This window comes from Pseudocalidococcus azoricus BACA0444 (genome assembly GCF_031729055.1).
Classification (GTDB): domain Bacteria; phylum Cyanobacteriota; class Cyanobacteriia; order Thermosynechococcales; family Thermosynechococcaceae; genus Pseudocalidococcus; species Pseudocalidococcus azoricus.
The window spans coordinates 209,254-231,210 of the sequence record NZ_JAVMIP010000001.1 but is presented as its reverse complement, the minus strand read 5'-3'; the positions used below and the strand labels follow the sequence as shown (position 1 = coordinate 231,210).

Annotated in this window: 20 protein-coding genes, 1 tRNA gene and 1 pseudogene; 8 read left to right on the top strand and 14 right to left on the bottom strand. The window is 49.8% G+C overall.

Annotation, left to right across the window (positions count from 1 at the left end; genetic code table 11):
- Nucleotides 1-99 precede the first annotated feature (99 nt).
- The gene (glyA, locus tag RIF25_RS01105) at nt 100-1,383 is read right to left on the bottom strand and encodes a serine hydroxymethyltransferase (RefSeq protein WP_322876726.1); all 1,284 of its coding nucleotides are present in this window, start codon (nt 1,381-1,383) and stop codon (nt 100-102) included.
- Between the two features lie 190 nt (nt 1,384-1,573).
- On the opposite strand from glyA, the gene RIF25_RS01100 reads away from it, so the two are divergent.
- On the top strand, nt 1,574-2,515 hold the full coding sequence (locus RIF25_RS01100) for a branched-chain amino acid ABC transporter permease (protein ID WP_407682292.1): 942 nt from the start codon (nt 1,574-1,576) through the stop codon (nt 2,513-2,515).
- On the opposite strand, the gene RIF25_RS01095 is transcribed toward RIF25_RS01100, so the two are convergent.
- Entirely contained in the window at nt 2,488-3,963 is a 1,476-nt protein-coding gene (locus tag RIF25_RS01095; protein WP_322876724.1) for an alpha-amylase family glycosyl hydrolase, read from the bottom strand. The two genes, RIF25_RS01100 and RIF25_RS01095, sit on opposite strands and share 28 nt — an antisense overlap.
- A 691-nt stretch (nt 3,964-4,654) precedes the next feature.
- Between RIF25_RS01095 and RIF25_RS01090 the strand changes: the two genes are divergently transcribed.
- Nucleotides 4,655-5,635, top strand: a complete 981-nt coding sequence (locus RIF25_RS01090; protein ID WP_322876723.1) for a DMT family transporter — start codon at nt 4,655-4,657, stop codon at nt 5,633-5,635.
- Between the two features lie 149 nt (nt 5,636-5,784).
- Here RIF25_RS01090 and RIF25_RS01085 read toward each other — a convergent pair whose 3' ends face one another.
- Nucleotides 5,785-6,330 (bottom strand): hypothetical protein, encoded by a 546-nt coding sequence (locus RIF25_RS01085; protein ID WP_322876722.1) that lies wholly within the window; start codon nt 6,328-6,330, stop codon nt 5,785-5,787.
- A gap of 133 nt (nt 6,331-6,463) precedes the next feature.
- Nucleotides 6,464-8,053, bottom strand: coding sequence for a glycoside hydrolase family 57 protein (locus tag RIF25_RS01080; protein ID WP_322876721.1), 1,590 nt, complete (start codon nt 8,051-8,053; stop codon nt 6,464-6,466).
- Nucleotides 8,054-8,372: 319 nt separating this feature from the next.
- Here RIF25_RS01080 and RIF25_RS01075 point away from each other — a divergent pair, with 319 nt between their 5' ends.
- Nucleotides 8,373-9,005: a ribonuclease D gene (locus RIF25_RS01075; RefSeq protein WP_407682269.1), complete on the top strand. Its 633-nt coding sequence runs from the start codon at nt 8,373-8,375 to the stop codon at nt 9,003-9,005.
- Nucleotides 9,006-9,311: 306 nt separating this feature from the next.
- A complete protein-coding gene (locus RIF25_RS01070; RefSeq protein ID WP_322876719.1) occupies nt 9,312-11,207 on the top strand; it encodes an iron uptake porin in 1,896 nt (631 codons plus the stop codon).
- A gap of 64 nt (nt 11,208-11,271) precedes the next feature.
- Here RIF25_RS01070 and RIF25_RS01065 read toward each other — a convergent pair whose 3' ends face one another.
- On the bottom strand, nt 11,272-11,790 hold the full coding sequence (locus RIF25_RS01065) for a DNA recombination-mediator protein A (protein WP_322876718.1): 519 nt from the start codon (nt 11,788-11,790) through the stop codon (nt 11,272-11,274).
- Between the two features lie 92 nt (nt 11,791-11,882).
- Nucleotides 11,883-12,287 carry a preQ(1) synthase gene (gene queF / locus RIF25_RS01060; RefSeq protein WP_322876717.1) on the bottom strand — a complete coding sequence of 135 codons (405 nt, stop codon included), beginning with the start codon at nt 12,285-12,287 and terminating at the stop codon, nt 11,883-11,885.
- 106 nt (nt 12,288-12,393) lie between these two features.
- Between queF and RIF25_RS01055 the strand changes: the two genes are divergently transcribed.
- Nucleotides 12,394-13,644 carry a lipid-A-disaccharide synthase-related protein gene (locus RIF25_RS01055; protein WP_322876716.1) on the top strand — a complete coding sequence of 417 codons (1,251 nt, stop codon included), beginning with the start codon at nt 12,394-12,396 and terminating at the stop codon, nt 13,642-13,644.
- A 33-nt stretch (nt 13,645-13,677) separates the two neighbouring features.
- On the opposite strand, the gene guaA is transcribed toward RIF25_RS01055, so the two are convergent.
- Nucleotides 13,678-15,249 (bottom strand): glutamine-hydrolyzing GMP synthase, encoded by a 1,572-nt coding sequence (guaA, locus tag RIF25_RS01050; RefSeq protein ID WP_407682291.1) that lies wholly within the window; start codon nt 15,247-15,249, stop codon nt 13,678-13,680.
- Between the two features lie 237 nt (nt 15,250-15,486).
- Nucleotides 15,487-16,104: a ribosome hibernation-promoting factor, HPF/YfiA family gene (gene hpf, locus RIF25_RS01045; protein WP_322876714.1), complete on the bottom strand. Its 618-nt coding sequence runs from the start codon at nt 16,102-16,104 to the stop codon at nt 15,487-15,489.
- Between the two features lie 131 nt (nt 16,105-16,235).
- On the opposite strand from hpf, the gene lipB reads away from it, so the two are divergent.
- From lipB to RIF25_RS01030, 3 genes are all read left to right on the top strand, one after another.
- Nucleotides 16,236-16,961, top strand: a complete 726-nt coding sequence (gene lipB, locus RIF25_RS01040; protein ID WP_322876713.1) for a lipoyl(octanoyl) transferase LipB — start codon at nt 16,236-16,238, stop codon at nt 16,959-16,961.
- A 390-nt stretch (nt 16,962-17,351) separates the two neighbouring features.
- Nucleotides 17,352-18,329, top strand: a complete 978-nt coding sequence (locus tag RIF25_RS01035; RefSeq protein WP_322876712.1) for an RNA polymerase sigma factor, RpoD/SigA family — start codon at nt 17,352-17,354, stop codon at nt 18,327-18,329.
- An 11-nt stretch (nt 18,330-18,340) separates the two neighbouring features.
- Nucleotides 18,341-18,850 (top strand): cupin domain-containing protein, encoded by a 510-nt coding sequence (locus RIF25_RS01030; RefSeq protein WP_322876711.1) that lies wholly within the window; start codon nt 18,341-18,343, stop codon nt 18,848-18,850.
- A gap of 19 nt (nt 18,851-18,869) precedes the next feature.
- Here the strand turns inward: RIF25_RS01030 and chlG are convergent, their stop codons facing one another.
- The 6 genes and pseudogenes from chlG to RIF25_RS01010 form a co-directional block, all read right to left on the bottom strand.
- Entirely contained in the window at nt 18,870-19,874 is a 1,005-nt protein-coding gene (chlG, locus tag RIF25_RS01025) for a chlorophyll synthase ChlG (RefSeq protein WP_322876710.1), read from the bottom strand.
- A 119-nt stretch (nt 19,875-19,993) separates the two neighbouring features.
- Nucleotides 19,994-20,845, bottom strand: a complete 852-nt coding sequence (locus RIF25_RS01020) for a DUF6671 family protein (protein WP_322876709.1) — start codon at nt 20,843-20,845, stop codon at nt 19,994-19,996.
- Nucleotides 20,846-20,876: 31 nt separating this feature from the next.
- Nucleotides 20,877-21,002 carry a hypothetical protein gene (locus RIF25_RS17040; protein WP_407682290.1) on the bottom strand — a complete coding sequence of 42 codons (126 nt, stop codon included), beginning with the start codon at nt 21,000-21,002 and terminating at the stop codon, nt 20,877-20,879.
- Complete coding sequence (locus RIF25_RS01015) at nt 20,981-21,451, bottom strand: tyrosine-type recombinase/integrase (protein ID WP_407682289.1); 471 nt, start codon at nt 21,449-21,451, stop codon at nt 20,981-20,983. Before RIF25_RS01015 ends, RIF25_RS17040 begins: the two co-directional genes overlap by 22 nt.
- Nucleotides 21,437-21,580: pseudogene (locus RIF25_RS17035) on the bottom strand (Arm DNA-binding domain-containing protein); the annotation flags it as partial. The pseudogene RIF25_RS17035 and the gene RIF25_RS01015, both read right to left, overlap by 15 nt.
- Nucleotides 21,581-21,849: 269 nt before the next feature.
- Nucleotides 21,850-21,923: transfer RNA gene (locus RIF25_RS01010), tRNA-Met, on the bottom strand.
- Between the last annotated feature and the right edge of the window lie 34 nt (nt 21,924-21,957).

Sequence of the window (21,957 nt, the reverse complement as noted above, 5' to 3'; positions counted from 1 at the left end):
CCACCGACAGGGCTAAAATCTCACCCCCAGGCCTGGACTAAATTTTCTGGAAAAAGTTGAGCAATGAACCAGGCCTGAGATGAAAGGAAATAGGTCACCTTAAACGAGTAGGGGGGCTGGTATTGACAAGTGGGGATAGAGGGGAAATTTGCTACAGAGTTGGGCTACCCGATCACGACAGGCCTGGGCAATGGTTTCATCCTCAGGGTGTTGTAAACGGTCAGCAATAATTTCGGCAATTTCCCGGAATTCAATTTCCGTCATGCCCCTGGTGGTTAAGGCCGGCGAACCCAACCGAAGGCCACTGGTGACAAAAGGGGAGGCCGGATCAAAGGGGATTGTGTTTTTGTTGGTGGTGATGTTGATGTCGGCCATGAGTTGATCGGCGACTTTGCCTGTTAACCCCACAGAGCGTAAATCAATTAGGAGGAGATGATTATCTGTTCCCCCGGAAACAATTCGTAAGTTGCGCGCTTGTAAACCACTGGCTAGGGCCTGGGCATTGCGGATGACTTGGGCTGAGTAGGCTTTGAAGTCGGGCTTGAGGGCTTCTCCAAAGGCCACCGCTTTGGCGGCAATGACGTGCTCAAGGGGGCCACCCTGGGTTCCGGGAAAGACCGCCTTATCAAATTTCTTACCCAGTTCTGCATCTTTGGTCAGAATTAAGCCGCCCCTTGGCCCGCGCAGGGTTTTATGGGTAGTGGTTGTGACGACATCGCAAATTGGGACTGGATTGGGGTGATGTCCAGAGGCCACCAGGCCAGCAATGTGGGCCATATCTGCCAGTAAATAAGCACCAACTTCATCAGCAATGGCCCGGAATTTCTCAAATGGAATCACCCGTGGATAGGCAGAATAACCACAAATGATTAATTTTGGTTTGTGCGCCAGTGCTAATGTCCGAATCTGCTCAAAATCTAATTGCTCGGTGTCTGGACTTACCCCGTAGTGGATCACGTTGAACCATTTCCCGGAAACATTGACCGGCGAGCCGTGGGTTAAATGTCCACCGTGGGATAAATCCATCCCTAAGATCGTATCGCCAGGGTTGAGGAGAGCTAAAAAGACCGCAAAGTTGGCCTGGGCACCGGAATGGGGTTGTACATTGGCATGGGCTGCTCCGAACAGTTCTTTGGCCCGCTCGATGGCCAACTGCTCAACTTGATCAATATAGTCACAACCGCCGTAATAGCGTTTTCCCGGCAACCCTTCGGCATATTTATTAGTTAACACTGAGCCTTGGGCGGCCATGACGGCGGCGGAGGTGAAGTTTTCGCTAGCAATCAATTCCAAGTGGTTTTGTTGCCGGTGAAGTTCCCGATCCAAAATTGCCGTAACTGCCGGATCTGAAGCAAGGAGGTAATCCCAATTAGTTTTGGTCACAGAGTTATCCTAGTCTAATAGTCTTACAGGAGAGCAAGGGAGAGGGGCAATAACCAGGGCAAGCTATCTCTGGGATTGTCCCCATAACTCTGCCAGGTTTTTAACCAGATCTTATATCATTTCCGCAAGACATAGTATTTTAGGAATCAAAAAATTGCTCTTAGAGACCTACGGCTTTTTATTGGTATCTATGACCCTCGGGGCGTTACTGGGCTTATCCCTGTATATTCCCCTCATGGCCGGGCAGTTATCTCTCGCCAGTCCCGGCTTCTATGCCTTGGGGGGCTACATTGCCGCGATTTTCTCAACCCGCATCCTGCCAAATTCTGGGGGGCTGTATCCCCTGGGCTGGATTGGTCTAGAACTGCTAGTTGGTGCTGTGGTGAGTGGGGGGCTGGGGATTGTTATCGGAGTTCCGACTTTACGGTTACGGGGCATTTATCTAGCCATTGCCACTATTGCCTTTGTGGAAGTCCTGCGGATTTTGGCCTTGGGCCTGGAGATTACCGGTGGAGCGGTAGGGATTTTTGGGATTCCACAACCCTTTCAAACCCCAATTGAATATCTTTGGCTAACATTGCCCCTACTGGTCTTAAGCATGATTTCTCTCTATCGCCTGGAAAAAATTCGTCCCGGCCGGGCGTTGATGGCCATCCGTTCCGATGAATTAGCCGCCAGTACTGTGGGAATTAACCCAACCTATTACAAAGTTTTAGCCTTTACCTTGGGGGCGATCTTGGCTGGCCTGGTAGGAGTGATCAGTGCCCATTTCCTGAATACTTGGAATGCAAGACAGGGAACCTTTGATGCTGGGGTGATTTATTTAACGGCAGTGCTCATTGGCGGTAATCGAACATTTATGGGGCCTGTGATCGGCGGGATGGTGTTTACCGCTTTACCAGAACTACTGCGGGGCCTGGCGGGGATTTCAGGACTACCGTTGTGGTTGGGGCAACTCCTCCAAGAGGGACGATTAATGATTTTTGGGCTGTTGATCGTCTTGGGCACGATCTTTTTTCCCCGGGGCCTGGTGGTGCCAGAACTTGGGCAGACTTTAGGTAAAAAGCTTTTCAAATTTGTAGACTTTGCCAAGACTCAGTGGCCTCAAACCTGGCCAAATTCAAAGAGGTGATAGCCCCAGGCCGGGATATCCAGATACAAACCTCTTTGGCGTAGCTCATCTCCCTGGCGTTCATAACCAGCGGCACTCAGTTGATCCTGCAACCACCACGACTCACCCGCTAACTCTGGCCAAGGTAGATCCACATAGCACTGGCTGGCATAGGGGGCATAGTTGACAACAACCAGTAACCAATTTTGATCATCTGTCCAGGCCCAGGCCAAGAAATTATCCCAACTGCCATTCTCAGACCAGGCCGGACGACAGGTTAATAATTGCCAAGCCCCGGTTCTGAGGATTTTTTGTTGTAGGACTGCCAAAAGTTGTTGATAAAAGGCTTCGATACTGGCATTTACCGGGGCCTGGGGTTGACGACCAAGATGGGGCGAGATGCGATGGGGATAGCCTTGTAATTGGCCATCATAGAAAAATCGGAGTCCAGGGGTTAAATAGGTAATGATTGCTGCTGCTTGGTGAACTTCAAAGGAAAACGTCACCGCCGCCCGCTGTTCATCATGGTTTTCTAAAAAACGCACCGCTTGGTTATGGAATTTTACTTCTCTGGATAAATGTTCACGCACGGGACGAACCTGGTGGGAACGCAGCCGATCATAGAGTTGTTTATCGTAGGTGTAATCAAAACCAGCCTCATGGAGCCGCCACTCCAAATCCCAATAAACTTCTGCCAAAAAACAAAATCCGGGTTGGGCTGCCTGTACCTTGGCAATGGCCTCTGGCCAAAAGGATTGGGCCTCCCTTCCCCAGGTGCGAGCAAAGACATCCGGCAAGACCAGCATCGCCACATCACAGCGCACCCCATCACACAGAGCGGAGATTTTCACCAATTCCTCAGTCATGGCCGCCACCAGGCCTGGTTCAGTGTAATTGAGTTGTAAAGTATCAGGCCAGTCGGGAACGTAGGTATCTCGCCCGTAGGCATAAATTCCACCGCCTAATTCATCGGGTAAATGGTAATAACTTTGGGGTTGGCTTTCCAGGTCGGCGACTGTACCAGCAATAAAATATTCAGGATGGTTCTGTAGCCAAGGATGATCCAGCCCAACATGATTCGGCACAAAATCCAACATTAATTTCAGGCCCCGGTCAGCGAGACGTTGGCGAAATCGTTGCAGGGCCCCATTGCCACCTAATCTCGGTGCAACGTCATAGGCCTGGATTGCAAACCCAGAACCACAAATATCTGCGGCCCCTAAATCCGGTAACACTGCTTGAAATTCTGTTTGCCAGGCCGGAAATGTCTGGGAAACCTGCTGGCTAGTCGGGCTTGTTTCCCAAACACTTAAACACCACAGCCAATCAAAACCCCATTTGGCCCAGGTGTCGAGGAGGCTGTCAGGAACATGATCCAAAGTTGCCGGATGTCCCAGATCCTGGCTCAGGGCCTGGAGCCAAACACGGGTGTTAATTTGATAAAGGGATGGGTAATAGGGGCGTGGCATCAAGTGTCAGAAATTATGATACTCACAGTATAAATTATGCTTAAAAACTAATAGAAACCTAATTCTAATCATGGGGCATAAATCAAAAAACTTAATATGGTGGCCTTTTGTGTCCAACTGTTAAGATTGATATTATTTGAACTTTCGATTAGCTGCTTGAGTTCTCAATTGAAGCAGTAATCGGAGCAATGACTGGTCTTTTAATTGATTTGTTAATTGTTTTTAATTGACTATATGAATTTATCTGAGGTCAATGTTTTTTGATCGACTGAGATAGTTCCTAAAGTTCTGAATCCAAGTTATGGATATTGATCATAGCTGAAGATCAATATCTTAATTTGTGCATAGATATTATTATTGGGGTTCACTATCAAGCAGAACATGATCCATCAGCAACAAAACAGAGCAATTTTAGCCATAATGTTCATGGACTTAAAAAAGCAATTTTAACTATCGATTTTATGCCCACGGAGATCCATAAAAATAGCCAATTATTGATCAAAAAATCCAACTAAGTTAAACAAGAGTTCCGACAATTTTATCAGCCTCAACAGCCAGAGCCATGGAATTGAGCATTAGCCTTTTAGGATTAGATCAGACAAGTTAGAAAATGCTGGCTCTGCAAGGCTTTAGAGGTTGCCTATCCCCCTAGAACTGTTTGCGTCAGACGATACCGTTAAGTTGGGAATCCATGAATCAAGATTTTTGGCTGGGGCAACTCGCAGCATTGAGTAGTGCGGCTCTGTGGGCTGCTGCATCTGTGGGCTATCGGTATTTGGGCCAGACTATTCCCGCCCTAGGATTAAACCTGGCTAAGGGTCTGGTTGCCTTGGGGTTAATTTTACTGACGGTTTTGGGGTTGCCAATTTTCCCAATCCAGGAGTCCCCCCAAGCAGTGGGATTATTGCTAGTCAGTGGTTTTTTGGGTATTGGCCTGGGAGATACGGCTTACTTTGTTGCCTTAAGGGAGTTGGGAGCCAGGATTACGCTCTTATTGTGTACGCTTTCGCCATTAATCACCCTATTATTAGCATTTTGCTTTTTGAACGAAACAATCCCCCACTTCACTGTAATTGGAACAATAATTACATTGGGTGGAATTACGATTGTGATTAGCGAGCGCACCCCCTCTAATTCGACTCCGACTGCCCCCAGTGCTCAATTATCAAAACTAGGTCTAATCGCTGTCATGGGTTCTAATCTTGCCCAGGCCGGGGGAGTTATTTTGGCACGGATGGCATTTTTAGACACTGAATTTGATCCCCTCTATGCTGCTCTACTGCGGATTTTTGCTGGGGTGCTTTTCCTGGTGATATTAGGCGGGAGTCAAGGAAAGTTGGGGGCCTGGTTAGAGGGATTTTGGCAACTCAAGGGAGGTGCTCGGCGGGGGAATGATCCTGCTGCAAATATGCCAAGCTATGCATTGAATCTTCAGGCCTGTATGATTTTGGTTTTGGCAGCCTTGGCTGGGACTTATTTGGGCATTTGGTTGCAGCAGATTTCCTTAAAATTTGTCTCGGCTGGCATTGCTCAAACCCTGAGTTCCACCAGTCCCTTATTTATTTTGCTGTTGGCCCCCATTCTTAAAGAACCGATTACCATCCGGGCAGGCCTGGGGGCAATCTTAGCGGTGGGTGGCATTGCCTTAGTTTTTCTGAACCCAACGTTATAGTTACTTCACTTAGGAATGGAACAGGAGAAGACCTAAAACTATTACAGGCAGTCGTTTGAGTATATCAGTTTTGGCAGCAATGACTATGTAAGGATAAAGTCACTTTCATGGATTCATGTTGCTTGATCGTCCATAAATTTTACATGGGGTTAAAAATCCAATTCTGGAGACAATACATGAGTTGGAGAATGCGAGAGTTGAGGCGAAGGAAGATTAAAATTAGCTAAAAGGGTTGCACGGTGGCGAAAATTTTCATAATTACCAATGCAAGAATTTAGTCTATCGAGGATACCATGCCTAACCTCCCGAGAAATCGAATAGTTTCTATCAGGGTGTTTAAAACAACCAATTTGATTGAGAAATAAGGTGATGGCGTTGTAAACCACTTTAAGACTAGCAAGGGAGTTTGCTTCCACAAGTTCAACGGCTAATAACCGGAATTGTTGACTAATTTCTAGTCCCTGTTCTTCTGTTAATCCATGATCATGATAGTAATAACTAATTGCTTCTGCCATCCATTGAGCGTGCTTGGCGGCATCTTGAATTTGGTGTTGGGCGTGTTCAATGGGAGCTAACATTTTATCCATCAAGAGTTGAGATGCTAACTGATCCCGCAATTTGGAATCGGCAATAATTGAGAGTTCTTTCATTCGTTCTTCGTGATGGCGACGGGCTTCATCCTGGGCCTGGGTCAAAAATTGGCTAAAAAGCGTAACACCAGAAAATATTGGCTCTAGCATCTCAAACCTGCCTCCTGTTGTGAATTTGTTTATCCAGATTATAACTTTCCGCTAGAGAGACTTTTTGATTCAGATGCAGATAAATAGTTTAGAGGGGACGATAAACGCGATAGTTAATACTTGGGAAAATATTATCAATTGCCTCAACTTTTTCCAACCAACCAGAATCAATTTTCTGCTCCCGAATATCATCATGGAGTTTGTGGAATCGGGTTAAGTGAGAGCGAGTTCGCCGCACTGCATAGGGCACCATGGTTCCAGTCCGCATAATGAAGGCCCAGTCAGAGGATTGAGCTAAGAGGAGTTCCCGGGCCGCTTGATTTAAGGCTCGCCAACTCAGTTCATCCCAGGCCTCGACCTTGGCCAACTCAATCATCCGTTCCGCGGCTTTATGGAGGTGGGGGTAAATCCAAGTATTTGTTTCATTCAGCCAATATTCATGGAAACCTTTGTAACCCCAACTGGATTGAGAGGGCCGACAGACCTGCTGAGTGGGATGGGTTCTTAAGTAATCCGCCAAATGAGTCATCGCAAAAGTATCTTGATCAAACCAGGATTTACGGAATAAGAAATCCAGGAACCAAGGCCCCTCATACCACCAGTGACCATACAATTCTGCATCGTAAGGAGAGACCACAATCGGCGGCCGTTGCATCATCTGGGCCAAGTGACGGACTTGTTGACCCCGATTAAACATGAAATTTTCAGCGTGTTCGGCCGCCTTTTCCTTAGCCCAGTAGGGATCGTAAAGGGCCTTATCACTTAGTCCCAGGCCCCGCCCCGTAATTTTGTGATATTTAATCCCGGTATTTTTCCGTTGACCATTGGGCATGATGTAGGGCTTAATGTATTCGTATTCCGCTTCCCAACCCAAATCCTTATAAAATTCCCGATATTCCGCCGCCCCTGGATAGCCCACCTCAGACGACCAGACTTGTTGTGAAGATTCATGATCCCGGCCAAAGGCTGCCACACCTGTTTCTGTGAAGATGGGGGCATAGGTACCAAAGCGGGGCCGCGGGCGGGCGTATAAAACCCCGTGACCATCAATCAGAAAATATCGTAAACCCGCATCAGCTAACTGGCGTTCTACCCCTTCGTAATAGGCACATTCCGGTAACCAAATCCCCTTCGGCGGCCGGCCAAAATTTTCCTCATAATGCTCACAGGCCACCTTGATTTGGGCCCACACGGCCTGGGGGTACATCTTCATTAACGGGAAATAACCATGGGTCGCCCCGCAGGTAATAATTTCCAGATTGTTGCTGTCTTGGAATTGCTTAAAGGCTTTAACTAAATCCCGCCCATAGTCTTCCCAAGTGTTGCGAACCCGATTAAATTCTTGAACATAATGCTCGGCTAAGTAACGAATATGCCCGTTGTATTGATTGCGCTCAACTTCTAACTCTGCTAACTCTTCTAACTGGGCCAGATGGGCATCATAGCGATCTTGGAGTAATTCATCCCGCAACATGGAAACCAAGGGCGGTGTCATGCTCATCGTAATTTTGAAATCTACCCCGTCCCGCTTTAGCCCCTCAAACATCCACAAGAGAGGGATATAGGTTTCCGTAATCGCCTCAAATAGCCACTCTTCCTCTAAGACGTAATCACTTTCGGGGTGACGGACAAAGGGTAAATGGGCATGGAGGACAAGGGCAAGGTAGCCAATAGCCATAGGGGTCTTACTTTTGGATGAGGGGGCGGTCAAGCAGAGGAGAATTGAAGGGTAGATTCTTTAAGCATTGCCAAGAAATTTAATGCTCAGAACCTAGCTAGCTTTCCCCTCATCTTAGGCGGAAACGTCCATCTCTTAGCGGTTGTGCCCCTAAATCTCCCCAGGCCTTAAGGGATAATCACATTCTGTAAACAGAGAGTTTCAAAATGCAGAATTTCTTAACTTCTATTTATTTCTATTCATGATTTTCAGTTTTCCTACCTCAAGATTTATCTATAAAAAGTCAGGTCGGTTTTTAGCTAACGTTGCTGTATATTTGATGGATATGGATTTTCCCTTGACTATTTTCGATCAAGATTTATCCCCGGCCAGCTTTGAGCAATTCCGCCCGGCCGACCGTTTAGCCATTGACACAGAAACCATGGGATTAAAGCCCAGCCGCGATCGGTTATGCCTTGTGCAAATTTGCGATCCCCAAGGCCAAGTGGCGGTGATTCGGATTAGCCGGGGACAAACTCAAGCTCCCCTCTTAAAACACCTTCTCGAAGCCCCTAACAGTACAAAAGTGTTCCATTTTGCCCGGTTTGATTTGGGGATTTTGCAGCACCAATTAGGGATTAGGGTCGCGCCAATTTTCTGTACTAAAATTGCCAGCAAACTGGCCCGGACCTACAGCCCCCGCCACGGTCTCAAAGAATTGGTTTTAGACCTGACAGGGGTTGAACTGGATAAAAGCTCCCAGAGTTCTGATTGGGGTAATGCGGCAAATTTATCTGAAGCCCAACTCCGCTATGCCGCCAATGATGTCCGCTATCTCCTAGCCGCCCAGGCCCAACTTCAGGCCATGCTTGAACGGGAATCACGTTGGAGTCTGGCCCAGGCCTGTTTTACCGCTTTACCCACCCTCATCGAATTGGATTTAGCGGGGTTTGAGAATATCTTTGACCACTAGGATAGGGATCCTTCCTTTAGCAGAAAAGGCCAGGCCTGGGACTGGGATAATTTTTAGTTGTCTTATGCATTGAAAATATCTATTGATAATTAAGCAAGCATTTGTTTAAGGCTATGCATTAACGCCCTAGGATACTTAGTACAGCGATAGTGTCATTCGGCCGCATAGGGGCAAAACAATCGGTCACTTTCCGTAAACTGTTCCTACCTCCGATTCATCAACGTCTGTCAATCACTTAAGTTTTCGCACGTCTCTGTTCATTCAGAGGGGATAAGCGCGACCAAAATGCTGTGAGGAGAACACACAATGAATAAAATCAATACTCTAAGGGCCTGTAGTCTGCTCTTGATGAGTGGCAGTAGCCTTGTTTGGACAGGGCAGGCCTGGGCTGAATCGGCCCACCCCACCCCACCGCGTCAATCGGTGACCTTAACGACGATTGAGAGTCAACCCCCCAATAGCAGCAGTATTCCCGCGCCTGTTGCACCTTTGCCTGTAGCCAATCCAACTCAAGTAGCCAATCCAACTCAAGCCGATCTGCAAGCTCTGGGGCAGGTCACCTCTGTCTCCCAACTCTCCGATGTCCAACCCACAGACTGGGCCTACCAGGCTTTAGCCTCTCTTGTGGAAAAATACGGCTGTATTGCTGGCTATCCCGATGGCACGTTTCGGGGGAATCGGGCTGCAACTCGCTTTGAACTGGCCGCCGCCCTCAACGCCTGCTTAGATGTGGTCAGTGATCGGTTTGCCACCAAAGAAGATTTAGCAGCAGTCCGCCGTCTTCAGCAGGAATTTGCCACCGAACTGGCCACCATTCGCGGTCGGGTTGATAATGTCGAGGCGCGGATTGCCGCCTTAGAAGCCACTCAGTTTTCCACCACGACTAAGCTCCAGGGTGAAGCGATCTTGGGTTTTGAAGCGGCTGGGGGAGGGAATCCAACCGGAAGTCAGCCCAATCCCATTGCCGTTTATCGAACCCGCTTAAACTTGGTTACTAGCTTTACCGGCCAAGATATGTTGATTACTGGCATACAGGCCTTCAACTTCCAAGGTGCGTTAGTAGGTGGAGCTAGCGTCCAAAACACCCTTTTTCCGGGTACGGTGCTTAATTCTGGGAGTACGAATCTTGGCTTTCAACCCCAATTTGCGGGCATTGATCCCAACAACCTCGCTAACAGCAGTGCTTATGGGCCCAATACTGTCAACCTCTATAAGTTGCTGTATATCTTTCCAGTGGTTAAATCCTTTACCAGCTTTGCCTTTGTGAAAGCCGAGACCACCGATGCCTTTCCGCAAATTATTCCCTGGGCCAGTGAGGGGCAAGGAGCTTTATCACGGTTTGCGGGGGTCAACCCCATTGTTCGGCTGACCACAGGTACTTCTGGCATTGGTGTGCCCAGTGGGTTTGGCTTTATCTGGAATCCAAACAGCAAGGTTAACTTAACGGCCCTTTATGGAGTGGCGGGGGCTGCTAATCCAGGCCTAGTCCCAACGGCTTTAGATGGCAGTGCGGGGACACCGCTGGGTTCTGGATTCTTGCCCAATAACCAAAATAGTTTTATCGCGGCGGCCCAGGCCACCTTTAGCCCCCTCAAAACTCTGGACTTAGCCCTGAACCTTTCCTATTCACAACATGCAATTAATGTCTTGGGAACAGGCTTATCTTCCGGTGGGCTTTTGGGTTATGGGGGAGATGTATTTTCAGTCCCCGGCCTCCCCTATGGGGCAATTGGTAACTTAGCCCAGCGGGTGCAGCTTGTTGGCGTGGGCGGAACTGGCACCTATCGAATCACCCCCAATATTGCCCTGTCTGGTTATGCAGCGGGGATTTTTGTGAATACAATGGGCGGGACAAATACCTTAGCGGGGGGTGGGGCCCTACCCAGTCCAACGGCTGGGGCAGTTTATACCAGTTTTATGGGGGGTGTCCAATTTAGTGATGCCATTTTTGAGGGGAATACAGCGGCCCTAATCATCGGTCAGCCTCTCTATTTGGAATCCACCAGTGGCATTGCCAGTAGCCCGAATATTCCGGGGGTGTTTAGCCGGGCCCGCCCATTCCAAATTGAAGCCTACTATCGCTTTCGGGTTACTGACAACATTAGTGTTACCCCAGGAGCCTTTGTGATTTTCAATCCAGAGTTTAATAGCCTGAACGAAACTACCGCCGTGGGCCTGATTCGCTCCACCTTTACCTTCTAGGGGGCGGCATGAGACCCTGGCTGAGATGGGTTTAGTTGCCTCACCTCAGTTGGGGAAAAGTAGGCTAATCAAAGTAAAACAACGTGACTACCTTATGCTGTTCCTCGGCAAACTCACAGGCCTGGAGCAGCGTATGGCTGTCATGAAAGGCAAAGCAAATCAGTTGTTGGCAACGACTAATAATTTCTTGGTTACAGAGGGTACTGGCTTCAGCGAGAGGGAGGTGATCGTTTTCTGGTTTCTCGACTAGGTGCATGACCTTATCCAACTGTTGCCGTGATTCCCGTGGTTGGCGATCCATTCCTTGGGGTAAAACAACCGTGAGGAGATTGGGATCGGCCCGCATCGCCCCCCGAATCACAGCTGCATTAGTCCCCATTGCCCCGGATGTCATCAAGCGGTTTCCCGCTAAAACCATGGCATAACTCATCATTTCAATCAGGTGTTGATGGGTAATGGGAACATGGCGAGAGCCGAGTAAGGCAATGCGCTTGGGCCCTGCTTGCTGGATTGTGGCTAATTCTTGGAGAAACTCATCAACACTGGGGCTATCAATAGCGGGAAGTCCGGTGGCCTGGGTCAAGGCAGTGAACTCAATCTAGTAGAAGAACGCCGCTATTCTAACATTTGCCTGGGGCTGAGGGGGATCCTGGTGGCCAGTTTTGGCCCGAGAGATTAGGGTGTATCGGCAGTAAAGGGATAATGCACTTCGATGGTGGTGTGAACATTGCCACGGGGGGAATAATCTCCTTTAATCCTCATGGACAAGGGGGCACAGGCTGCCACTAAGTCATCAAGGATTTTATTCACCCCTTCTTCATGGGAAATATATTGATCCCGGTAGCTGTTGATGTAAAGCTTGAGGGCCTTGAGTTCCAAGACGCGCTGATCGGGGGTATAGGTGAGGTGAATCGTGGCGAAATCGGGATAACCAGAAAAGGGGCATTTGCAGGTAAATTCGGGCAAGGTGATGTTAATTTGATAGGGACGACCAGTCCGGGGGTTAGGAAAGGTGGTGAGTTGCCCTGCGAGAATTTCCCGTTCGCCTGTTTTTAAGTCGGCCTGGAGATTGCTGGTCATTGGTTGTCCTAGAAAATGCTTACAAAAAAAGGGTCTAGTCTCTTTATCCTATCAATGCTGGTGAATCTGATTTTTAGACTGTCTCAGTTAGGGGAGGCCTGGCCTGGTGCGGTTGTTATGTCTTAGTAATGGTCACGGCGAAGATCAAATTGGGGCCCGGATTCTGGAGGCGTTACAGAAACTGGCACCTGAGATTGAAACAACAGCTTTGCCCATTGTTGGCCTCGGAACCGCGTATCAAAACCTGGGGATTGCAATTGCTGGGCCGGTTGAGGTCATGCCTTCGGGGGGATTTATTTATCAAGATGGGCGACAGTTATGGCGAGATCTGCGGGCTGGTTTACTGGGGCTATTGGGAAAACAAGTCCAAGCCATCCAGGCCTGGCAACAAACCAATCAATCCTTACCCTCTCCGCATCTAATCCTAGCCGTGGGCGATATTGTGCCTTTGGGCCTGGCCGGGTTGAGTCGGAATGACTATGCCTTTGTGGGGACAGCGAAATCTGAATACTATCTCCGAGACGAAAACGGAACATTTTTTTCCCAGGGCTGGGGCCGGGGTTGGGCCGGGAGTGATTACTTACCCTGGGAGCAGTGGTTGATGCGGCAACGGCGATGTTTGGGGGTTTTTCCACGGGATTCACTCACCCACAAAGTTTTAAGAGGATTAGGGATACGTTCATTTAATTGTGGCAACCCGATGATGGATGAGTTAGTCCCACCCGCCCAGCCCCGGACAACGTACCCCCAGGCCCTCACCATCACCCTTTTACCAGGTTCCCGTCCTCCAGAGGCCGATCAGAACTGGGGGCAGATTTTGGCTGCGATTGATCATTTTTCTGACTATGAACCGAGTTGCTTATTTTGGGGGGCCATCAGTCCCGGCCTGGAGTTAGGGGAGATATTAAACCCATTAGCAAGGTTTGGCTGGGAAGAAATAGCCCGACCGGCCTGGTTAAAGATCGGAGATTCAGCAGCCCTAACATTCCAAAAAAGTGAAGGACATTTAGTCCTCACCCAACAGGCCTATAGTGATTGCTTACATTTAGGAGATTTTGCCATTGCCCAGGCCGGAACAGCGACAGAACAATTCGTTGGCCTCGGAAAACCCGTCATCACCTTCCCTGGCCAAGGGCCCCAATTTACCCCCCTGTTTGCCCGCCGCCAGGCCCGCCTTTTAGGAATATCAGTACACCTAGTCGAAAATCCAACCGCCGTTATGCCGAAAATTATCGAGTTAAGAAACGATCACCCCCGCCTCGACCTTATCCGTCAGAATGGCCAACAACGCATGGGACACCCTGGAGCCGCCCAAAACATTGCCAACACGATCTACCAACTGCTCAACCCAAACTGAGATGGGATTTGATGGAGCCGAATTTACGCCGATTTATTCCCACTCAATTGTTCCTGGTGGCTTGGAGGTAATGTCATACACAACCCGATTCACCCCTGGGACTTCATTGACAATCCGATTGGAGATCGTTTCTAACAACTCATAGGGAACCCGTGACCAGTCCGCTGTCATGCCATCTTCACTGGAGACTAAACGCAAGACAATCGGATAGGCATAAGTCCGTTGATCCCCCATCACCCCCACCGAGCGAACGGGTAACAACACCGCAAAAGCCTGCCAGAGTTGATGATAGGTTTCTGAGCGATTGATTTCTTGCCGAACAATCAAATCTGCATCCCGCAAAATATCCAACCGCTCGGGGGTAATCTCGCCAATAATCCGAATCGCCAGACCAGGGCCTGGGAAAGGATGCCGCCGGACAATTTCATCGGGCAACCCCAACGACCGCCCCACTTCCCGCACTTCATCCTTAAAGAGTTTCCGTAACGGCTCAACCAACTTAAACCGGAGATTGGGAGGCAGGCCACCGACATTATGATGGCTTTTAATTTTCACCGCGACCCGTTCCCCAGTCTTGGGATCAATATTGGTATTGGCCGACTCAATCACATCTGGATAAAGTGTCCCTTGGGCTAAATAGTCAAACGGCCCCAGGCGATTAGACTCTTCCTCAAACACTTGGATAAATTCATGACCAATCCGGCGGCGCTTTTCCTCAGGGTCTGTGATTCCGACAACTTGGGCTAAAAACCGCTCGCGGGCGTTCACATAGACCACCGGAATATGAAACTGCTCTTGAAAGAGTTTAACTAACCGCTCCGGCTCATATTTGCGCATGAAGCCCTGGTCAATAAACATACAGGTGAGTTGATCCCCGATGGCTTGATGGAGTAAAAAGGCCAATGTGGAGGAATCAACTCCCCCGGAGAGGGCCAGCAAAACCCGTTTATCCCCCACTTTGGCTCGGACTTCCCGAATGGCTTCATCCACAAAGGCCGCCGTTGTCCAAGTCGGTTCACAGCCACAAATGTGATAGACAAAGTTGCGAATCAGGGCCTGGCCACCGATGGAATGGACGACTTCTGGATGAAATTGCACCCCATAAAAATGTCGCTGATCATCGGCAATGGCCGCACAGGGAGTATTGGTTGTGTGGGCGAGAGTTTTGAAGCCACCGGGTAGTTGCGTCACCGAATCCCCATGACTCATCCACATGGTTGCGGTGTTTTCAACATTCGTGAGGAGGTCTGTCGGGTCGTCAATCAGAAGAGAGGCTTTACCATATTCGCCGCGACTGGCCCGTTCAACTTGTCCCCCCAACTGCTTGACCATCAACTGCATCCCATAGCAGACTCCAAGCACTGGAATGCCTAACTCCCAGATTTCCGGGTCGCAAGCTGGGGCCTGGTCATCATAGACGGAGTTGGGGCCACCAGAGAGAATAATTCCCTTAGGCGCGATTTGCCGGAGTTGGGCCGCCGTAGTCCGATAGGAAACCACTTCCGAATAGACGCTTGTTTCCCGGATTCGCCGTGCAATTAATTCCGAATATTGAGAGCCAAAATCGAGGATGACAATCATCTGCCGATTCAGGGCCTCGAACATGGTGCTAGTGTCAAGGGGAGCCGGAGTGGTTGTGGTAAGTTCGGTGGTAGTAGGCTGGCTCAAGGGAAGATTCCTTTGGGATAAACGATGCCATAGCAAGGGGCTAAGGTCATACAGGTATGCTTACTAGCTTAGGAGATCTCCCTGGTAGTTCGCATCCAGAGGCAGCCAGCCTAATCCTTCAATTTATTCCCCACAGCCTTGCCAACCCAGGCCTCGACTTAGTTAATAACTCCGTTAATGGGCGTGAACTGGCACTTGCAGATCACTGTCAGATTGATGGTTATCGTTGCCATGGCGCGGTTGAATCACCCCATAGCCGCCATGATTACGCTCATAGATGACATTGATCTCACCTGTTTCAGCATTGCGGAAAACATAAAAATCATGGTCAACCATCTCGAGGTGTTCTAGGGCGGCTTCAACCGTCATGGCCGGCATGGCAAAGTATTTCACTCGGACAACTTCCTGGGGCAATTCTGGAGCGCGATTCTCCAACAGGTCTGGCACGAGCTTTGGATCTTCAATGGCCGGGACTTCATGGGTGCGGGACTTATCTTGGCGTTTTTCTTTCAGCTTCCGGAGCTTGCGGGATACCTTGTCGGCAACCAAATCTACACTGGCATAGAGGTTATCGCTGCTCTCTTCTGCCCGGATAATTGAGCCGTTGACATAGATCGTTACTTCCGCCGTTTGATTCGTGGTAATGCGCGGATTGCGGGCGACTGAGAGGTGGACATCAATTTCTTGGGTAATATTTTGAAAGTGGCCAGCGGCCCGTTCTAGCTTCTGTTCGACATAACTGCGGATGGCATCTGTGATATCAATGTTTTTACCGTGGATCACAAGTTGCATAGGGTTGCCTCCGTTCCTGACCGATAGGATCACCGTAACACTTTCGGATTGGGGATAACATCACTTTTGGGGTGAGTTAACGATATTTTGCTTTCCGTGACAATTCTTTGCTCTGAAACTGGATGTAACCCTTGACAGCACTTTCTCATCCACCCCACAATCGCAACCCCTGCTATCTCTACCAGGCCCCCCTGATCCCCTACTCCCAGGCCTGGACTGTTCAAAAACAGTTAGTTGCCGCCCGACACACCCACCCAGCCCTCCCTGATGCATTGATTCTCTGCCAACATCCCCCCGTCTATACCCTCGGACAAGGAGCCACCTTAGCCCATCTGAATTTTGATCCCCAATCTCCCCCGGCTCCCTTATATCGGATTGAGCGCGGCGGTGAAGTCACCCATCATTGCCCCGGCCAGGTGATTCTCTACCCCATTCTGAATCTGCGCCGCTATCAGACGGATCTCCACTGGTATTTACGTCAACTCGAAGAAATTGTGATTCAAGCTCTGGCTGTGTTTGGGATTCCAGGAGAACGCTGGCCGGGGATGACGGGAGTTTGGGTCAAAGGGCATAAGGTGGCGGCCATTGGGATTAAGGTGAGTCGGTGGATCACGATGCATGGCCTGGCGGTGAATGTTGCGGCTGATTTATCCGGGTTCCAGGCCATTATTCCCTGTGGCATTAGCCAATATCCAGTTGCAAATGTGAGGCAATTTATCCCTGAGATCACTGTTGATCAGGTTCAAGCCGCTCTCCTTCAGGTCACCGCCGCTCTCTTGCGTTTAAAATTTCAGCCCCAACCCTGGCCCCAAACAGGCTGTGATAACGTTAACCGGAGTTGTCAAAATAAAACGTAACAAAGTCCCCAAACGGGCAAACCCAGGCCTGGCAAGGATTTCAAAGACGAGATCAATTTTTATAGGCTAAGTCTCATAAATTTAAGGATCATTTCACAAGATTTAAGGTAAGAATCGGCAACTTTCGAGGCAGAATCAAAGTCTAAAGAAGCGTAGGCCACATTTTTGTCCGCGAAATCCCCTTATAACACTTAGGTAAATTCCTTTTCCTTGCAACTTCACATCCGTTCGGTACGGTAATACCGCCATCAACCCACCCCCTGCTCCCCCAAGTCGTCAGGTATCCTACACATATAAACTCATACTGACTTCGAGATAAATTGCCCCCCCCCCTGAGCTTGGCGTGCTCTCCAAAAGTTTTTCCCTTGTCCCTATACCCCCGGACTCCCTATGACAAAGACAACTAGCACCACCCCCTCCTTACCGCTGAATACTGACATGGTGCGCACTTACCTCCATGAGATTGGCCGTGTGCCGTTGTTAACCCATGAGCAAGAAATCATCCTCGGCAAACAAGTCCAACACCTGATGCGGCTACGAGATTTGGAAGAAACCCTGACGACCGAATTGGGGCGTGAACCTACCCTGGCAGAACTGGCCACCGCCGCGGAAATGCCCCCAGAGAAGCTTAACCTGGCTTTACGCAAAGGGCAACGCGCCAAACAAAAAATGATTGAGGCTAACTTACGCCTAGTCGTTTCAGTGGCGAAGAAATACCAAAAACGAAATCTGGAACTTTTGGATCTAATTCAAGAAGGCACCCTTGGCCTGGAGCGGGGCGTGGAAAAATTTGATCCGACTCGGGGGTACAAGTTCTCAACCTATGCCTATTGGTGGATTCGCCAGGCCATTACGCGGGCCATTGCCCAACAAGCCCGCACCATTCGTCTGCCAATTCACATCACCGAAAAGCTCAACAAGATCAAACGGACGCAGCGGGAACTCTCCCAAGGCTTAGGCCGCAGTGCTACCCCCGCCGAAATTGCCCAGGCCCTAGAGTTAGAACCGGCTCAAATTCGGGAATATCTAACCTTGTCACGGCAACCCATTTCCTTGGATCTCCGAGTTGGGGATAACCAAGATACTGAATTGGGAGAACTCTTGGAAGATGAAGGCCCCTCACCGGAGCAATTCACCGCCGGAGAAGCCCTGCGGGATGATATGCACCACTGGTTAGCGGAATTGACCCCCCAACAGCGGCAGGTTCTCAGCTTACGTTATGGCCTTAATGATGGTCAGGAACTTTCCTTAGCTAAGGTGGGGGAACAACTCAGCCTCAGTCGGGAGCGGGTGCGGCAACTGGAACGGCAGGCCTTGGATCATCTACGGCGGCGGCGGCATCAAATGCGGGAATACCTGGCCAGCTAGGGTTGGTGTTGATGTCTGTCACTGCGGAAACTTGGATCAGCGGACTGGGCCTGGCACCTCATCCAGAAGGGGGCTACTTTCGGGAAACTTACCGTGCAACGGGGTTGATCCCAGGCCAGGCCTTGCCGCCTAATTTTGCCGGTGGAGATCGCCCCTACGGCACTGCCATCTACTTCTTACTCAAATCCGGGCAATTTTCCGCCTTACACCGCATCCAATCCGATGAAGTCTGGCATTTTTACGCCGGATCTGGGTTAACGGTTGTGGTCATTTCCCCAGAGGGTGAGATCAGCAATTTACACTTAGGAGCCGATCTGAGCCAAGGGCAACAATTCCAGGCCTGGGTTCCGGCGGGGGCTTGGTTTGGGGCCTATGTTAAGGAACCGGATAGCTATAGCTTGGTGGGCTGTACCGTTTCCCCAGGATTTGACTTTCGCGACTTTGAAATCGGCCAGCGAGATACTTTATTGGCTCAATTTCCCCAACACCGAGATCGGATTATCCCCCTAACCCATCCCTAGCACTGCCAGAAACTGGAGCTTACTGATGCCCTAAGGCTAAACCCACCACCAACATCCCCAAAACGAGAAAAGGTTGGGCACTGGCTTGATATTTGACATCGTTTTTGAGGGGATCACGGAGGAAGTACATATCCTGAAAGGTAATTTGGGGAATAATCAGCAAGATCAAAATCACGGCATAGAGGTTTTGTTGAATACTGATCAGATAGCCGGCAATCCCGGCCTGGAAAATATCAATCATCAACACACAAATCCAGGCCGCAGTCCCGATTCCAAACATCACAGGCAATGAGGCCAAGCCCAGTTTTTGATCCCCCTCCACGCTCTTAAAGTCGTTGACAATGGCGATCCCCAGGCCAGCCAGACTATAAAACAAGGTCAAGACAATCAGAGTCGGGTTTAACTCTCCAAACAAGGCATGACCGGCCCACCAGGGTAAGGCAATATAACTCGCCCCCAAAGCATAGTTGCCCAACCAACCATTTTTCTTTAGTTTCAGGGGCGGCGCAGAGTAGATGTAGGCTAAAAATCCCCCCAACAATGCCGTTAAAGTGACGGGAAATTGCCCATGGCCCGCCCACACATCCAGTAAGACCGCCAGACTCAGGCCCGCCACCACCAGGACAATAATTTGCGCTTTTACCTGCCCCAAGGAAATCGCCCCAGATGGGATTGGCCGATAGGGTTCATTAATGGCATCAATTTCCCGGTCGTAGTAGTCATTTAAGGTTTGGGTGTAACCGGCCATCAATGGGCCCGAAAGCAGCATACAGGTGGCCGCCTTGAGCACATCTTCTAAACTCCAGGTAAATCCCCCGGAAGAGGCAGCCCCACAGACCACCCCCCAAATCAAGGGAATCCAGGTGATTGGCTTCATTAGTTGGAGGCGAATTTTCCAAACATTGGTTTCCCCGGCCTGGGCCCCTTTCATGCCTAAAAGTTGACGGGCCGCCGCAGTCGGATCATCTGATATAGAAGCCGGTGAGGGTTCAGGGGTAACGGGTGGGATTCCAGGTTCTGGCATAGTGGCGGATGGATGGGGGTGTGGGGGTAGTCCTTCCCATAATTTACATGGCGGATGCTCTATTGGGACGAGAAATCCCCCATGTTGGCCGAGATTTATCTGTAACCCTGCCCTCATTCCTAGGGATTGCAATAGGGGCATTGTCCGGGATCAGCAACTTCCAGGCCCAACGGGTACAAGCGGGACTCTTGCCAGTGGCACTGTTGACAGCGATAAATTCCCAGTTTTGGTAAACCAGTTGGCCCACCACACCAGCCACAGGGTAAACCGGGTTGAGTTGCGCTCAGGGTAAAACCGGGACATTCACAGCGCGGGCAAGGACTTTGGATCGCTGTTAAGAGGTTTTGGGTGGCCTGGGCAATCACCTGCATTCGGGTGGGGTTAAACATGGCCCGCATATCGGTTTCCAGGTGAACTGTTCCTGTTGGGGAGTGGCTCAGAGCTTCTTGTAGAGCGGTCTCTAAGGCTTCTGCGGTGGTGATTCCTTTCCAGATTGGATCCGTTGGAGCGGGCTGGGCCTGGGGCATCACAATCAGGCCATGGGTTGGAAAGCCAACTTTTTCAGCAAACTCCAAGGCCGCCCCTAAATTGGCAACTGTCCGATGGGCAAAATTGGTCTCCACCGACCAAGCCTCCCCAACTAATTCCAGATGATTAGTGGGATCAATCAGGATTACCAGTTCATGGTTGGCTGGCAACATGGGCATTTGCGGATGGGGGCCAAAACTACCTTCACTGGCGAGACCTAAATCACCACCGGCCTGGCTCAGAGCTAATGCAGCTTTTTGGCGGGCTGTTATCAGGGGAGACGCTTGGCGCGGCTTTTCCCGGCTAAAGGTTCCCAAGCAGTCCGAGTCAAACTCTGGGGGGACGGTAAGGGTGATTCCGGCCTCAGCCAAAATAGGCGCAATAACTTGTTCTTTCTGGTGTTTGGTCCCTAAAACTGCAACCCGGCCGGCAAAAAAAGACATAAACCTTTGATGACGAACAATAGCCTAATGGTTACTGGGCAGAGGTGGGTAGATTTTGATTAGGAGTGACCAGAATCACCACATTACCTCGCTTGTGTCCCATTTCAATATATCGGTGGGCCTCAGCCGTTTCAGCTAACGTGTACCTGTGTGAGATAACAATTTAATTTTGCCTGCCAATATCCAGTCGAGTACATCCCTTAGTCGTTTTGGGTGAGTAATTGCCGCTAAATGCTTTTCTGGGGATGGCGGCAAGGCTCCCACCAGGCCCACTGTCACATCATGAGTGACTCTGTTCGTAGCAATCCCATAGCGCATGACCTGACAAATTAAACTTCTAACGCGATGGGCCGTCTCCACGGAGCCACGGTTCACAATGGGGTTGAGTATCTCTAAGACTTCACTGGCAGTAATTTCTCCAATGGGCCTATCACCCAGCCAAGGGAATACATCCCGCTCCAGGCGTTGCATATTGACTTTGGTGTGACTGGCTGCCCATTGAGCGTGAAACTTACTGAACCATTCCCTGGCCACCACCTCAAACCGTCCCGACTCAGTGGCAAACTTGGTGGCCTGGGTTGCTTTTCGCTCTACAGATGGATCGATGCCATTGGCTAATAGCTTCTTGGCCTCATCCCGTCTCACCCGTGCCTCTGCCAAAGTGATCGCAGGGTAAAGCCCCAGGCTCAGGAGCTTTTCTTTGCCCTGGTAGCGGTACTTCAGCCGCCAGCATTTATTGCCTTTGGGTGGACTTCCAGATAAAGCCCACCGTCATCAAAGAGCTTTTGGGGTTTCTCAGTCGGCTTTGCCTTACGGATAGCCAGTTCTGTCAGCATTGGGGGTAACACCTTTCACCGCTGGGGGTATTACCCTTAAAAGCACCCCCACTTACCCCTAGCTTACCCTAGATAAATTGAGACTGTCTGAGACTATCAATAATGCCTTAACCCTTTATAGAGTATGACTTTATAGACATTCTCAGACTGTCTCAGATGGATATTTTATGGCGGGGCACGGATTTGAACCGTGGACCTTCGGGTTATGAGCCCGACGAGCTACCAGGCTGCTCTACCCCGCGTCGTCCAAGAATTTAACTATAGCGCATATTCCAG